Consider the following 16434-nt stretch of genomic DNA (forward strand, 5'->3'; position numbering starts at 1 on the left):
GTGTTCTTTATTGAACAAACCATTTGATGCATACCAAATGGCAGGTCATATTTACAAACTGATATGTTTACGAATTCTAGGCCCAAGCGCGGTCGTTACATGCAAAGGCAACTTTGCCCAAACTTTCTCAATTATGGGTCTGATTTTACCCTGTGGTACGTTTTCACGCTCATCGTTATCCTGAGCGCTAAAATCTTGTTGAGTTTGGGTTAGGGCATCATACCAATTCAGTAATTGTGGCGTGGCTCCCCACTGAGCTTTAAATCGATAAGTCCCCTCATTAAAAGTGGAGCGCCCAAAATCAAACGTTTGCATGTTATTGTCACACGCTTCTTTTAGTAAAGACCAATACAACAGCATGTTAGGAGCTAAACGATTGTACTGGGCAACTGTCGATGCCCATGGTATTGAAGTCACTCCCCCAGTAGAAAGCGTTATCCCAGCACCAACGGGGACATTTTCACTATAAACGACGGATAATATACTGTTTTCTTTATAGTTTTCAATGATATGTTGAAACCATGTCTTGCTATGTACAGGGGAGCCTAATTTACGCATGTTAATCGCGAATATGTGGTAAAAATCGTCTAAGCCATTACCATTTTTATGGATTTCATAGCGCAGGCCATTTTTTTCTGACTTTCGTATTTGGCTACGTAATTTTGATTTGAAACCGCTCATTAATTCTTCACTTGTTGCTGGTAAGGGCAAAAGCATACGTACTTTTTGGCCTTCCATTTGTGATTCTGGCGCGGGTTCGTCTATGTAGTCTCTTAATTGAAATGTTTGCCCAGTGACATTCAATAATTGCTGCTTCATGAATGCCAGTAGTTTATCTGCAGTTGTGCTGTCATCAGCGAGCAAGAAACCCAAATCACAATAGGGCAAGGAGCAAAACGCAGGGCGCAACAGGGGTCTGCGCATCAAGATACAAGGCAACACGCCAACAACGTCATCGCCGCAAAGGGCAATAGCTGAGGTGTTTTTGTGCTGGTATGCCTGTTCTACACTCTCTACCCAACCAAAATGATGATATGGCGTTGCTCTGGGGTGGTCATTGATATAGGCATTCCAGATGGATTTATCTGCTTGTGTGACTAAGCGTACGTGCACCGTCATTTTGTGTTCTTCTGTGGAGGTTGCTGAATTTTTTCAGCTGCTTCAGATAGCGTACAAAAATCCAGTTGGTATTTAGCGCGCAACGTCGTGATCACCTCAGTTATGGATTCGCTTAAAAACTCATAGGCGTTACGGTTTCCTAATAAGCTGTTGTTGTTATCCAATAAGCTTGAGCTGTGCATGTACATGTGAAGCACTGTGTATCCTTTGTTTATAACGGTTTCGCACAGAGATAACATGTCTTTTGGTGCTGATAGCTCCGGGCACAAATATTGTTTACGTAAAAAATGTGTGTGCCAAGCAATACCATTAAACCTCGTCCAGCTATATGGAGGAGATGCAAATTTGGTGTGAATGTCATTCCAGCGTGAAAAGTTCGGACGATTAAAGCCAACAGTTACTGGTAACTCAAAAATATCCCGCTGTTGTGATGACACAAGGGGATCGTTCAAATCAGGCCAGTAGGGGAGTGATGGTGCCCCAAGACAGCTGAAATAATCGTTGCTATAAAATGGATAAACGCTGGAATCGACGGTTATTCCTACATTGGTTAACAGCTTTAAAACATTGGAATCAATTCCCCATCTGCCAGTGCGAAACGATTTGGCTTTAACTGAGAATTGCTCTTCGATGCGGCGCATTAATACGTCAAGTTTTTGCGATACTTGCTCTTTAGGCAAATTAACTACGTGTGAGCTTTCATCTGTCGCAGCGCCGAAATACGGGGGATTGCACCAAGGATGAAGGTGGGCACCAATTTCGCAATTTTGTTGAGCGGCAATTGTTCTGATAGTCGATGCAGCAGCAGGGCAATCCGCAACTGCATAGTCGACTAGATATGTCGGCCGAACCCCTAGAGCATCAAGGTGCGCATGAAAGCTGGGTAGCAATGCCACATTATTCACATCAGCATTTTGTTGTGGGAACGCACCTGACCAATCCCATTCTTCCTCTGTATCAATGGAGAGTATAAAAATAATGGGTGGCGATTTGCTTCGTTGCATTAACTATCCTTTGTCATCTCTTCAAACAAATCACTGTACTGCGCTGCCATACGTTGAGCAGAATAATTATCGTATACGAATTGCTTAGCATTTTCAGCCATTTCTGTCGCACACGGTTGGTCGTATAACAATTTTTCCCAATAGCTAAGTAGGGTTTGTTTATCCCCTAACGTTGCTAGTAATCCTGTTTTCTCATGGCTGATTAATTGGTCAATACCGGCTATATCATAAGCAGCCACAGGTATGCTGGCTGCCGTCGCTTCCATAAGGCATCTTGGGATCCCTTCTAACGTTGAGGTCATAACAAATAAATCAAACGACTTCAGTAAGCTTAATCTGTCATCCCTAAAACCTAAAAATTCTATTGCGTCTTTACTGGCTAACGTTTGAGTATGCTGCTCTAAGTCTTGTCGCGCATCGCCATCCCCAAGCAAAATTAATTCAGTATCAGGATGCTTGGTATGTAATTCCTCAAAAATGTCGAGAATATCACGAATGTTTTTTCGACTAATCATTTGGCCCACAAAACCAATGCGTTTTTTGTTTGGCTCCACGCGCGCAGGTACGGGCTCTGCTTCCACCTCAGACAAGTCTACACCGTTCTGAATATACAGTGTTTTTTCAGGCTTAACGCCAATATCCAACACGTCTTGCATAAGCTGTTGTGAGAGAGGGACGACTTTATGGGCAAAGCGCATAGACTGACAGCCAAGCCAGATAAACGCCTTTAATTTGAAGTCTTTCGCATTCTCAAAGCCGTGTGGAGTCACCACGCACTGGATTTTCGCTCGTCTGGCGGCCAGTACGCCTATAATGTCTGATTTGTAGCCATGGGTGTGAATAATATCAATGTTTTGCTCGCGAATTAGCGCGGCGAGTCTATCCACCGCCCCTAAATCAAACTTATTCTTCATATCGACAATATGCGTTGCTAAATTTAACTTTTGGTATTCCTTGACCAACTCTAGCGGTTTTTGACCAGGCTCCATGGTGACTGCTAAGTCGCATATTGTCGTATCGGGATCTAAATGCTTTGCTAAGGCAAGTACCCAACGCTCTGCGCCGTAGAAGCCTGTAGGGCAAATAAATTGGAGTACTTTACGTTTTTTTTCATGGGTAACATGCCTTAAGTATTTTTATTGCTAATGGATTTAAATATGCCAGCAAAGGTACCAATCGCCCGAGCGGGAAAGTACACCGTATAGAAGGTGAATGTGTTTAAAAAAGAGACCTTCAATGTATCTAAGCGATACAAACGTATGGTGTATGCAAGTAAAGGTACCAGGGCCAATATCAAACTAAGTAAGGCTAGGGCCATTTGCCCGGCGCATATTAGAATAAGAGCACACAGAATGCATAAAAAAATCGCTGGGGGAACAATAAAGCTTGGCCACTCTCTGAGTGGAATATGCCGGCCTTCGATAGATTTCAAATTTGACTGCCCGCGCCATATCTCCTTATCAAACATACCTTTTAGGGTTTTATCTTCACCTAGATGAATGTAATTAGCTGCTGAGGTATAAAATAGGGCACCTAGTTGCGCTGCTTTGTCAGTAAAATAGTAATCTTCGCAGGTCAGCAAGTGTTCTGGAAATCCGCCAATTTTGTGAAATGCGCTGCGGGTAAGAAATAAATTTCGACCGGGTAAAAACGCTACGTTGGTATCCAATTCTGCATTGCTCAAACTCGTGCGAATTTTCTCTAGTGGCGGTGCCTCTGGCAGACAAATTTGCATAGCACTGGCGACAATCCGAGTTGGATCGCAATCTAAGGTGTCTAACATTTGCTCAAGCCAGTTTTCTGACAAATAGATGTCTGCATCAAGAAACGCTAGAAACTCTCCGCTAGCTTGAGTCTCGCCGTAATTTCTAAGGGCCGAGATGGTGTCTGACTCAGGACGTAAAAATGTGTTGATACGTAATGAATGGTCGTTACAAAAGGTGTGGCTCAGCGCCTCTTTCGTTTGACTGACCACAATGACTTCTACTTGGGATAAGTCAAAGGTCTGTTTAGCAATAGATTCAATGGTTTGAATTAACATTTCAAACCTTCCCTTGTGGGGAATGATAAAAGAAATCTGCATCTAGTTAGGTGTTCCTGAGTGTATCACTGGCTATCCTAGCCTTTTTTTAAGCCAGTTTACTTCATTGCTAATTGAAAGTGCTAGCATACGTTTCACAAATGCTTTTACTATGCGCGTCACATTTGTGCCCTTGGCATAAGCTGGAGCCACCCAGTCCGTCTTTCGCGCATTGAACTCAGACGGCAGCACAGCGTGCTTGAAGTGAGACGTTGGTCCGTCGTTCTGCATCAGTAAAACCATGATACGGGTATAGGTTTTAGTGTCACTTTGCTCTAATCGAGCCGAAACTTCGTTCTCAAAATACTCAGCTTTTTGCAAAAGTGTGTGATCGTGCTTATTTCCGTAAAAGTAGGCCGCGCTAAGTACATGGGCTTTACGCAAGTCTTGAGCCGTCCAGGTATCATTTGGATATTCTAAAATTTCCGGTTTATCGAGATACATATATTCGTGTTCGAGCATCCACTGAGCAAAACATAACAGTCCATCTCGCGCATAATAAAAAGCGTCATCGAACTCCTTATTAACGCTTTTAATGTCTAGGTATCGCACTAAAGATTGTAGAAATACGGTGTAAAACCACGTTTCTTCGACGTTGCTCAAATGGCGTAATGTGACGTCTTCATTTGGATGAATAGTATGTTGGATAACATGTTCAACTCTTTGTAGCGATGCACGTTCGCTTGTGATCACATAACTGTCGAGCAACGCGTTAATGTAATTCGCGGTACCACGGTCAAGAGGGTATTGACCGGTAAAATGGTTCTTTAGGCCGAGTACATGTCTGTTTTTAAGGGCGAGTAACAGCTCTAGGCATGTATTGCCGCCCTCATACACATAAGTGATCCATTGAGTCAGTGTTTGCACGGCTTCTTTGGCGTTTGGGTTGCCAGTTAATATGTAATACAGCGCTAGACCTGATGTGTAACAATGTTGGCCGCCGGGTCCGCCGCCGCCAGCGTGATCCTGATAGGCACCTATACCTTGATGTTTTGAATATGAACGATGACTCGATGTAAAAGCCTGCAAATAATGATCAGTGTGCCAAAAAAGGCCGCCATTATATTCGTCCTTGTCCTGTTTAGTATGATAAATATCGATATCCATAACATGCTTGGCGAGATCATCGGCTAGCGTAAACCACTGTTGGTCATTGCTTAGTATAAATTGCCGCAAGAAACCATAAATTGGATCGTACTGGTTGTTATAGTGTGAAACGAAAATTGAATCATCTTGGTGTTCTGCCGTTTCGTGATCAGCATAAATATCACCGAAATTCCGCCATCCGTATTCATCAAGCTTTTCACGTTTTTCAAAGAAATTATTTTGTGAGTGTAAACCGTTATTTATCAAGTCCTGTATGGTGCTGTGTGCATTTTGACATTCTGTGTACAGCGGTATTTCACTATGTAAATATTCACCGCAAAAAAGGATACCTTTACTACTACTAGTGAGTTCGTCAAGTGAGTCAGGTTTATCGTTAGTTGAGAGCCATACTGAATGCGTACTTTTTTCGCCACCTTGAAGCTCGTGCAGGTGGTTTTTCTGTGCAGGAAAAAAGCTGATTAGCATCTCATTAGGTGTCATGTTTATCGATGTAGGAAATTTCTGCCAAAAGTTCTCAATCGTAACACTTACCTTGTCGGCCCAAGATACTAAAGGCGTCGCCCGTTGACCCGAAGTAATGACTTCGCCTTCTTTGTCGACTTGGTAACCATTAACACTAAATGGGAGGGTGTTTCTATGGTCAACGTGCACAGGGCTTAGCCAATTCTCACCACCACTTGAAAATTGCTGAATACTCACGTTACTTGTATCTGTGGCCGCCTCTGTTAGATGAGTCTGCCACGGACTGTCCTGTTCTGTTCGATAACTAAAAGTTGAAGCATTATCGCCTTTCATAGCAAGGGTAAGTGCTGAAAAGTAAAACGAATTGGCATCTCCTAAATCCCAACTCCCCCCTGAGTGCACTGCCGCATTCGCGTTATGTAGGGTGACATCTAACTTTATCGCTTCATGGGCGGAGGTGAATAAAAAAACGCTTGTTGACGTAATATTCGAAACAGTGTCGTCATCTACGAGCGCGTAAGTCATATCGACCTGCACTGATAAAGCGTAGATAGCGCCATCAAGTAGCGATTGGGTGTGGTCTATGGATACCTGACAAGATGAAACGGCGCCTAATCGGCTATGGGCGTCATGTAAGTTCAGACAACCTCGGATAACCTTATTGGCGTCATCTGCTGTGCCTGGCGCGATTGAAAAGCTGCCATCAGCATGGGTTAACGTAAAGCGATAAAGCGAATGAGTGACTGTGGTGTGTGAGTCATTCGAAATATAAGATAGGCTCTCTGGTGCATTAGCGGTCTCGCTTTGCTTGGCCTTAGCAACCCTGAATATTAGGTCTCCTGTTAAGTGTTTGGGAACGGCAAAGGTTAGATGTAGCCATTTAATACTGCCATCAGGCCAATTGGTGAGTGCTTTTGCACCACAAGGTATTGGTGCTCCATTTGCTAATAGCTGACTTGCTGTAAGTTCATGTAATACGCCTTTTGCTAGAGGCACGCTCACAGAAGTAACAGCGCTGTTTTGCAATGTGTCTAATTTTATGGGAACAGAGTAGTCACCGGCATCTTCAGTCATCATTTGTATTCTAATGTCTCAGTATGTTTGGTAATGCGTTTTTATATCGTCTTGCACATTCTCGTAGACGCATAAACACAGTAGGTTGATAAAAACAAACCAGTGTTTGGCTTGTTTCAGGGAGGTTTGATAACGAACGCTTGTAGCGTGCTTCCCCTGCTAAAAAGCTATATTTACCGACTTTTTCAGCTATGGCTTGTTCAATTATATATGCATGTGCAATTAATCCGACTTTGACTCTGTTGTCGTCATGGCCGTTTATGGCGGACAGGTAAAAATACCAAGTGTCATCATCTATTAATAGATATATGTAGGCGATTGGTTTTTTATCGAGAGTGAGACAGTAAAGTCGGGTTTTATTAGTTACATCATCTTCAAAAATAAGATGTCTGTGAAATTGCTCAAAAATTGGGTTATCAAATCCACTGCCAAATTCTGTATCTCTCCATTTATCTTTGTGAAGTCGAGATATATCCTCTAGGAACGTTTCTTTTTGGGCTGCGGTTTGAGCCAAGGTAAGCTCTAGTTCACCAGATTGTGTTAATAGCTTTTTTGTACGCCTAATTTGTGAACGAGTGTTTTTCGATAAATCAGCTAAGTAATCATTTAAATTCGCTTTGTGACGTAAATCGACTTCGAAATCGGGGGAGCTAATAACTTCTCGACAGGATGGCCAGTTTAGTTTGAGTGAATCAATCACTTTTGAATTCGTTAAACCAAAATACAATTCGTGCCAAAGTTTTTTTTGCGCAAACAGATATTCCAACATGGCTAAACGTATCTGTTCTTTGTTGTTTTGATGCACCAGAAAATCGTTATGCTCAATCCACATTTGATCTGACGCCTGCTCACCTTTTCTATGCAGCCATAGCTGTTTGATATTTATTCTGCTCGAAGAACGGGCGTTTCGCTGCGTTAAAAAAGCTAAACCTACACAGCGAGTATTTTCATACGCAGCTAACACAACCGGTACAGAATCTATTGACGTTAACCATGCTTTTATCCAGGACCAATTAAGAAAAACGCTAGCATCAGACTGTTTATAAAGCTCGCCCCACAGAGCCTCATGCAGCGCGATATCTTCTAATGGATAATGAGTGATGGTATAGATACGATTTACTCGGTTGAAATATATTAAACAGGCCAAGCAAAAAAACTTTTGCTTGGCCTGTGACTGCCGTGACTTAAATACTGGCGCTTAGGCGCGATAATCTGTCTTTCTCAGTATCATTAGCAGGCTTAAATCGATTGATAAGCCCTTTAGCTTTATCTTTACTGCCTGTAGCGATCAACAGCTCAATCAGATGGAGGGTAATTTCGTTGTTCTTGGGTAATTCCGCATTTGCCTTTTTGATGTAAGTTAGCGCGTCTGAAAATTGATTATTTCTAAATAGTGCCCAGCCAAGTGTATCCATAGCATAAGGTGAATTTGGTTGTATCTGAATAGCTTGTTGAGCGAGGTTTATGGCCTGCTCAGTGTTCCCTTGGGCGATTGCGAGGTTGGCATAATTATTAAGAGTGACAAAGTCTTCAGGTATGATATCTAAAAGTGCTTCGTAGTACTCTGCGGCAGACTCCAGCTGACCGTGTTTAGCATAATATTCCGCAATGTAATGGATTTTACTTAGCTTAGAGTTACTCTTAGCCGTTTGTTGAACTAAATATTTTCCACCTAATTCAGCCTTGCCTTGAAACGCTAACGCTTTTGCCAAAGGTATTGCTGAGTCCCAAGAAGGGCGATTGTTATAGTACTGGGTGAGGACATCACTGGCCTTTTCATAATCCTTGTTAGCTAACGCCATCTCGCCATCGAATAAGTCAAACATAGGAGAGCTATTTCCCTTAGTTTTCATAGCATCCATTTTCTGCTTTGCTTTTTTAACATCACCTGAACGAATAAGTGCTCGAATGCTTAGAACTGTTAAGCGTGGATCATTTGGTATAGCCGCTTCTGCACGAGCAGCGGTATCAACTGCATCACGTTGAAAGTTGAATTGATTAAGTAAATTTACTAGCTGTACCCAACTTCGCGTGTCTCTTGGAAATGCATTAATCAGCGCCTGAAAAGTCGATTTCGCGTTATTAAATTCATTCAACCCAGCGTAGGTTTCCCCTAATGCTGAGAGAACGAAAAAGTCTTTCGAGTCCTCGATGGGTTCTAGAAGGGCAAGTGATTTTGGGTACTCTCCTTGATAATTATATAGCGTAGCTAGTCCGACTTTTAGTTGAAGTACACTACCTGTCTCGGGGTCTTCGCTCTCGTTGATTAACGACTTGAATAATGCTTCTACCGATGACATGTCATCTTGTGCGATAGATATGTTGATTAAAGTCAATACTAATTGGTATCTTCCATCAAGGTTATCTGAAGATTTTATTAATTTTTCTGCTAGTTCGCGCGCTTCAGAAAAACGTTTCTCTCGCGCATTCATTAACATCAGGAAGCGCATAGCGGGAAAATTGTTAGGCTCTATCGATAGAGCTTTATCGAGTAAGACTCTCGCTTGAGTATCCTTATTTTGTTGCTGAAGTAAATATGACTCCAATACCAAACCGTCTACTTCATTAACACTTTGCCAGCGCTTCGCAACAGAAATTGCTTTTTGCGGTTCGTTGGCCTGCATATGGGCTTGCGCAAGAAGGCTCCAAGCTTCATTTAGCGTAGGGTCAAGCTTTATTGCCGACTCAAGACTCTCAATGCCTGATTGATCACCAGATGACAGTTTTACCAATCCTTCGCGAAGTAGAGTTACTGCGTTATCGGGAGCGCCTTCTTTTGCTTGAGTAAATAAGCTCTTAGAGCTCTCAATGTCACCTTCCCGAAACTTAAGCATTGCCGCGTTTTCTAAAAGAGATGACTTCTGTGCATCTTGTCCTGAAATACCATCAAGCATTTCAACAAGATTATCCGTTTCTCCAAGTCTTATTTTTACATCCGCCAAAAGACGATTTGCCATATGATTTGGTGGTAGATTTTTCGACGCTTTCGCTAAATATCTGTAGGCACTTTCAGTACGCTCTATTTTATAGGCACTAACACCGGCTAACAAATTGCTTTGAGTGCTGTCTATGCCATTTTGGATTGCTATTTCGGCGGCATCGAACGCGTTTTTAAAGTTTTCATCGTGTAACTCTATTTTTGCCATTAATAAATTGGCATAAGCACTTCGAGCATTTATCTTCAGTAGCTCATCTGTGAGTTTCCTGGCTTTTTTGTATTCTTGTGCGTTAATTAATATCTCGGCTAATTGAAACTGAATAACAAAATACTCTGGAGATAAGGCGACTACTTGCTCAAGGGCCGCTATTGCGGGGGCATACTCTTTCAATTGTGCTTTGAGAAGCCCGGTCACAATAAGCTTTTCAATATGATTTTGTTCTGGTGTTCGAAAAGTTGATAGAAGCTGATCTGCTGATTCGAGATCACCTTGTGAAAAAGCGTAGTAAACTTGCGCTAATAATTTATCATCGCCCAGCATAAGTGAAAAATCAGTGTCTATTTCCACGTCATTGTTATTTTGCTTCAGGTTTGCCAAGAATGAATACAGAGCAACGCTACTTTGCACCACCGGATCAGCACTCATAAAATCTGTTACTAACCTCAATAATCTATCAAAGTCATTTTGATAATAAATCGCTTTTACCAAATCGGGATAAATGGTGTCTTTGCTCTCTCCCAATTCTAACGCTTTACGCAGCTCCTTTTCGGACTCTACGAAAGAACCCCCCGCCAAATAATATTTCCCGAGATTCGCGCGCGCGTCCTTGTTTTGTGGTGCTAAAGCAATGGCATTTTTCAAATCAATGATAGCGGCTTGTGTGTCGTTTTTTTGATATTGAACCTTCGCAGCTGCGATGTATTCTTCTGCAGACTTGCTATCGCACCCTATAAGGGTAAGTGCTGAAACTGCGACTAGAGATGATAAAAGCTTGATACGCATACTAACTCCATTAGTTAATTCTTCTTGCCGTTGTGTATTCACATACCGTTGAGGCAGAGGCACAGCGGAAGGGTACTACCACTTTATTGTATTATCATATTAGGAACAATATGAGATGTTAAAACATAAAGGGGGAAATACTGGTGTATATATTAAGGGTTATACCTATTAGGAGCCAAAATGTTATTTGGATCAATGGCTTGCTTTAAAACAGTTGTTGTCTGCCAGAAAATATCATCAGACGATAAAGTAGCTTGCTGTGTTGTGCTGATCCGATAAGGTACAAAACCTTTTTTGCATCCTTCGATAAAGAGTTCTTCTAAGCAGTTGTGAGCGGCGGACACCGCCTCAGGATTTTCTAAATCGAAAACAAGCGGCACGGTGGAATCAATGCAGTCATGTTTATGGTTAGTGAACGTAACCAAAGGCTCGATTCCGAATTTAGGTGTGGTTTTTCTGACAAACGCAACAAAATCAGTTAGTACTTCCGGCGACATTTTTATGAGGGGGGCGTACCACAACAAACCGCACTTATCTTTATCAGGCAAGAGGGCGTTGGCTTTATTCACTTTTATTCTTGGATTGCGCCAATAAGCAAGGGGAAGGGCAACCTGATTGGGTTTACCTAGCATGATTTCAATACCCTCGTCCAGGGTGCTTAGTTGCGCTCTTATCTTGTCAATGGCCCCGATAGATGGCAATGGTAGGTTAACAACAAACTTAGCGACGTTAATCAGCCAACTATTTGAAAAGTTCAGTTGACCTAAGTGCTTTGCTCGACGCTTAAATTGCTTTTGGGTGCCTGAAACCACTTTTTTGGAACCGTAAATTGTACCCACGATCATCCAGTGCGGTAAGCGCTGTTCACTGGCGATAGCCTCAACTTGCCTATCAGTCATTACACTGTGCTGACCTTGACCGTTCGGATTTTGCGCGACCATCGATACAAGACGACGGCGGTCCATCAAATTTATAGAGCCAACAATGCCATCAGACTCTAGTAAGGTCTGCTCAATAAGGGCGACTGCATCAGTGAACTTCTCTAAATCAAAGACTTGCAAATAGAATGCACTAAAGTGCTTGGGCTTAGGGGCGAGGCGAATTGTCATTTCGGTGACAATTCCAAAATTACTTTGGGTGAATAGACCATCTATGTAAGGGCCTAAACCCCATTTAAACGTTTTATCGATATAGTCATCGGAAGAACCATCTAGGGCAGAAACCGCGGATTCAAATTTCGTGTGACACAAATTAGGGTGAGGAAGATATGCTTTTAACGCGTTGGCAGCAGCAAAGTGATCCGTTCTGGGGGTGATACCATAACCTCGCTCCAATGCATTTCCTAGAATGCTGCAGTGGGGCCCAGCACCGGTAACGGGCACCATGAATGGCCAGTCGTTTTCTTGTAAAAAATCAAATAAATCCTGCTGGGTTACACCCGGTTGAACGGTCACTAACCCCGCTTTTTTATTATTGGGAATAATTGTCTTAAGTGGGCTTAAATCGACGACGATTCTCATGCCGGTGACAGGCGTATTTTGAACTGAGCCATATCCCCAATTATTTCCGGTGCTGACAGGGTAAAGATGAAGTTTAAGCTCATTTGCTAAGTGCAGAAGCTTAGGGATTGCAGCCTCGTCAAAGATTTTTACTGCTAAATCGATATGGATGTCAGTGGAAAAAGTCGTTTTTCCGTAAAGCTCAGTTGCTTGAACTTGCTCAAATACTGCAGCTTCTTCTTTAGAGATAGCTGTTTGGATAAGTTCCTTTACGTCCATTTTTTTTCCTAGGTTAGACACGAAGCAAGGTGAATATACTATACAAACTGGTAGCACAAAGAGTAAATGTAAATTAATGGGGAATCTTGAATTTTATGAGTAAAAACGAATAAAAGAGCACAGATTATCTAAATATTTTTACTCAAAGAAAAGATATACGGTGTTATTTGGCGATTAACCATCATGGGCTTATCGATCAAAGCATATTTATATTCCGTCAAAAGCCACTGACGAAAGATATTAAATATCTTCCCCTATTTTGCAGGTATAAAACTTGTTCTGAATATACATGCTAAAACAAGGTTTTGATTTTTATTTAAACTGTGTAGCGACTTTCTTTTCGATATTTTTCAGCATGCGTTTGAAGCCAGGTGTCAGGCCGCTCATCAATAGGTGACGACTGATATAGTATGGGGCTCTCTTGCCGTGATATTCCACAACGGGACCTACTTGCTGAAATGGGATCCCTACAAAACGTAAACTGCGGGCCAGTCTGGGTTCCATCATCACAAAACAATGTTTAATGTCGTGCTTGCGAGAGGTGGACGCGGCGCACAAATAGAGTCCCACCGCAATAAATGGGAAACAGCGTAACTCGCGCTCAGAGTAGATATGCTCATTAATGGCACCTGTGGCTGAACCCTTAAATTTATCCGTGGCACGCTTTCGAAACTGAGCGGGGACTGCCAATCGTGATATTTCACATATTTCACTTCGCGGAAAGTCACTTGGGTGTACCGCATCGTCAGCGATAGAACTAATACAATATTTCTCTATTGGTAGGAGTTGCTCTTCACTCATAGAGCGCACGATACGAACCGTACCGGCATATTCACCGGTAGGAAGGTGCTTGATTAGACAATGGGTAGAGTGACTATCAAATTGATCGGTTTCCATTTTGTCTGAACGTTCATCTTCAAACTTTAATTCTTCGCAATAAACTTTGTGCCTAATTTTATAAGATTCATTACGCAGATCGTCTGACAGGGCAACAACAGGACTGAGGTATTCCGCGAAATGTCTAGAGATCTGATTAGCCTTCTGGCTTACCACCAAATTCATTACTTTTTTTACCACTGGCCCAATAATAGGGAGATCAGCGTATTTTCGAAGTTGCTTCATAGATTCATTTCTTTAAAACGGTAGTCCACATCTAGTTCCTTAGTTGTGTATCGGTATAAATCTGCATTCGTTTAGGCACAAATTCAAACGCGGTGTTATAACCAATATTGTACAACTCCTCTTTTTGTAGCGCCGTAATATTAAAGTCAACGGGAGATAATTTACCCGTATTAATGATTATAGTATTACGCCAATACTCTGCATGCACATACTCTCGCGACATTGCCGTCATGAAGGTCCTAATCAGCATCATCACATATTGCCGTAATGGCAGCCAACTTTTTTTGAAGTTCGGATCTGTCACATGCTCGCTTTTTAATTTAAAACACATCACAGGTGAGCCATCACCTGCCCAATCTTGATATAATGCATCTTCTGATAAAATAGCACCGTCTACAAGGACATGCTGTTTATAGGCTTGAAAGCTGAAAAAAAGTGGGATCGACATTGAAAATCGCACCGCCTTCGATATCTTTAAATCGGGACTCGTTTTACGGCTAAATACCACCGGACCGCCGCCGTTAACATCGGTCGCTAAAATGTGCAAGTCTTTATCTATGTCTGAGAACGTTAGGCCTTTAAGGTGCTTGTCCATCCACGCCTCAAATTGATCCCCTGAACTCAAACCGCCTTGACGTAATAATCTGAGTAACGAAAAGCCTTTGAACTTTTTGAAATCAGTTGTCATGGCTAGGTGTTTAATATCTGCCAAGGGCACGCCACAGCAGAAGAGAGCTGCGACGATGGAGCCGCCAGAAACCCCCACCATATGTTGAAACTGAATATCGAGCTTTTGTAAGGCATCGAACACGCCAATATGTACTGTTAACCGGGTTCCGCCCCCCGAAAAAATTGGCACTATTGATTTCATGTTTAGTTCCTTGCTTATCCTTCGCCGAACCTACTATGGCCTGTAATCTGACTGGTGATTTATAGCGTCAATGCATTGTTAACTAGTTTTATCACTTAATATAGCGCTGGTATATTAGACCTAAGTACTCGTGAATTGCTCGTTCGCTGCGATAAAGACTATACGCGTTGGGCAAGCCTAAGGTGAATGAAACGTTTTTCCGACTGAGGTGCTCTACAGGTATGGGTAATACGGAGAGCCCATGTAGCCTAAAGTATTCCACTGCGCGAGGCAGGTGACTCGCTGAGCTTACTAATGCAATATATTTGTTTTGTAAATGCGGCGCTAATGCCTTTACTTCTGATTCTGTGTCATGCCCCTGAGGAAAGATATGAATATCCTTTGGGTTTACACCTAAAGTGACCAAAAAGTCCTTGTTATATTGCGCTTGAGATTTTGAGTCCGTCTCATTTAAGATCCCAGCGGCTAGGTATATTGGCAGGGGCTTTTCGTTGTACATTAATGCCGCGTGTAAATTTCGCTGCATCGTGCACTGTGGCCATTTACTCACAAAAGGTAAGCCATCATCATCGAAATGATTGCAGGCTAACACTACGATACCATCGGTCAGTTGCCATTCATTTGAAGAGAGTTTGATGGTCGGATATTGGTCTTCCAATGGCTTAATTAACAGAACACTGGGATAAACGAGACTACAAAAAAATATCCATAAGATTGGCACGCAAGACGCCCATCGATATATATGCCGACCTCGAAGCGGCAGGCGAGACAATAGCTGCAAGATAACAAACAGCAAAAGCCCATGAACTAACGGCGAGCTTAAACTATTTGCTAATGACTGCAGCATTTACATTTCCTTAAATCTTGTAGAAGCTTTTATACCAATCCACAAAGTTGGTGATCCCTTCTTTTAATTGGGTTTTGGGCTGATAACCGACATCGTCAACAAGCGCCTGAACGTTAGCAAAGGTATCTGGGACGTCTCCTGGTTGCATTGGCAATAGCTCTTTTTCCGCTTCTTTACCTAATGCGCCCTCTAAGGTTGTAATAAAATCTAGTAGATTGACCGGAGTTTGTGCGCCAATGTTGTATACGCGCCATGGGGCTTTACTGGTACTTGGATCTGGTTCTTTGCCTTGCCAAGATAGGTCACCCACTGCGTTGTGATCCAAGGTGGATATAACGCCGCTGACAATGTCATCAATATAGGTGAAATCGCGTCTGTGATTCCCAAAGTTGTATACCTGAATAGGATCACCCTCGAGTATCGCCTTGGTGAATTTAAAGAGTGCCATGTCAGGCCGTCCCCATGGCCCATAAACGGTGAAAAAACGCAGGCCGGTGGTAGGCAAGTCGTACAAGTGGCTATAAGTATGCGCCATCAATTCATTGGCTTTTTTGCTTGCAGCGTACAAAGATACTGGGTGGTCAACATTGTCAGATACCGAGAAAGGCATAGACTCGTTAGCGCCATAAACTGAGCTTGATGAAGCATACACTAAGTGCTTGACTGCATTGTGACGACACCCTTCCAAAACATTAGTAAATCCAACAATATTGCTGTCAATATATGCATGGGGATTTTCAATCGAATAACGCACACCTGCTTGAGCCGCTAAATGCACTACTTTGTCAAATTTGTGTTCACAAAACAGAGACTCCATTTCGTTGCGTTGAGCTATATCCATTTTTACGAAGTTGAAATTTTGTGCCTTTTCGTGAGCATCAAGCTCTGCCAAACGGCCATGCTTTAAATTAACATCGTAATAATCGTTTATATTGTCGATACCCACGACCTCGTCACCGCGTGATAACAACACCTGACAAACATGAAAACCGATAAATCCGGCAGCCCCTGTGACTAATACTTTCATTT

Annotated in this window: 12 protein-coding genes; all 12 read right to left on the reverse strand. The window is 42.4% G+C overall.

Annotated features, from left to right (window positions below):
• Positions 1 to 51: 51 nt before the first annotated feature.
• The 12 genes from GMES_RS04790 to GMES_RS04845 all read right to left on the reverse strand — a co-directional run bounded on the left by GMES_RS04790 (position 52) and on the right by GMES_RS04845 (position 16432).
• Positions 52 to 1119, reverse strand: coding sequence for a GNAT family N-acetyltransferase (locus GMES_RS04790; protein WP_006991455.1), 1068 nt, complete (start codon positions 1117 to 1119; stop codon positions 52 to 54).
• Entirely contained in the window at positions 1116 to 2123 is a 1008-nt protein-coding gene (locus tag GMES_RS04795) for a polysaccharide deacetylase family protein (RefSeq protein WP_006991456.1), read from the reverse strand. Before GMES_RS04795 ends, GMES_RS04790 begins: the two co-directional genes overlap by 4 nt.
• On the reverse strand, positions 2123 to 3208 hold the full coding sequence (locus tag GMES_RS04800) for a glycosyltransferase (protein WP_039986600.1): 1086 nt from the start codon (positions 3206 to 3208) through the stop codon (positions 2123 to 2125). Before GMES_RS04800 ends, GMES_RS04795 begins: the two co-directional genes overlap by 1 nt.
• 41 nt (positions 3209 to 3249) lie before the next feature.
• Complete coding sequence (locus tag GMES_RS04805; RefSeq protein ID WP_039986602.1) at positions 3250 to 4206, reverse strand: glycosyltransferase family 2 protein; 957 nt, start codon at positions 4204 to 4206, stop codon at positions 3250 to 3252.
• 30 nt (positions 4207 to 4236) lie between these two features.
• Entirely contained in the window at positions 4237 to 6849 is a 2613-nt protein-coding gene (locus GMES_RS04810) for an RIFT barrel domain-containing protein (RefSeq protein WP_153811050.1), read from the reverse strand.
• 7 nt (positions 6850 to 6856) lie between these two features.
• Complete coding sequence (locus GMES_RS04815; protein ID WP_006991460.1) at positions 6857 to 7993, reverse strand: GNAT family N-acetyltransferase; 1137 nt, start codon at positions 7991 to 7993, stop codon at positions 6857 to 6859.
• A gap of 37 nt (positions 7994 to 8030) precedes the next feature.
• Positions 8031 to 10787, reverse strand: coding sequence for an XrtA/PEP-CTERM system TPR-repeat protein PrsT (gene prsT, locus GMES_RS04820; protein ID WP_006991461.1), 2757 nt, complete (start codon positions 10785 to 10787; stop codon positions 8031 to 8033).
• A gap of 152 nt (positions 10788 to 10939) precedes the next feature.
• The gene (locus GMES_RS04825; protein ID WP_006991462.1) at positions 10940 to 12565 is read right to left on the reverse strand and encodes an FAD-binding oxidoreductase; all 1626 of its coding nucleotides are present in this window, start codon (positions 12563 to 12565) and stop codon (positions 10940 to 10942) included.
• Between the two features lie 312 nt (positions 12566 to 12877).
• Positions 12878 to 13687 (reverse strand): PEP-CTERM/exosortase system-associated acyltransferase, encoded by an 810-nt coding sequence (locus GMES_RS04830; protein ID WP_006991463.1) that lies wholly within the window; start codon positions 13685 to 13687, stop codon positions 12878 to 12880.
• Between the two features lie 31 nt (positions 13688 to 13718).
• Positions 13719 to 14558, reverse strand: coding sequence for a patatin-like phospholipase family protein (locus GMES_RS04835; protein ID WP_006991464.1), 840 nt, complete (start codon positions 14556 to 14558; stop codon positions 13719 to 13721).
• 91 nt (positions 14559 to 14649) lie between these two features.
• Positions 14650 to 15405: a YdcF family protein gene (locus tag GMES_RS04840; protein ID WP_006991465.1), complete on the reverse strand. Its 756-nt coding sequence runs from the start codon at positions 15403 to 15405 to the stop codon at positions 14650 to 14652.
• A gap of 10 nt (positions 15406 to 15415) precedes the next feature.
• The gene (locus GMES_RS04845; RefSeq protein ID WP_006991466.1) at positions 15416 to 16432 is read right to left on the reverse strand and encodes an NAD-dependent epimerase; all 1017 of its coding nucleotides are present in this window, start codon (positions 16430 to 16432) and stop codon (positions 15416 to 15418) included.
• Between the last annotated feature and the right edge of the window lie 2 nt (positions 16433 to 16434).

This window comes from Paraglaciecola mesophila KMM 241, from assembly GCF_000315015.1.
GTDB lineage: Bacteria > Pseudomonadota > Gammaproteobacteria > Enterobacterales > Alteromonadaceae > Paraglaciecola > Paraglaciecola mesophila.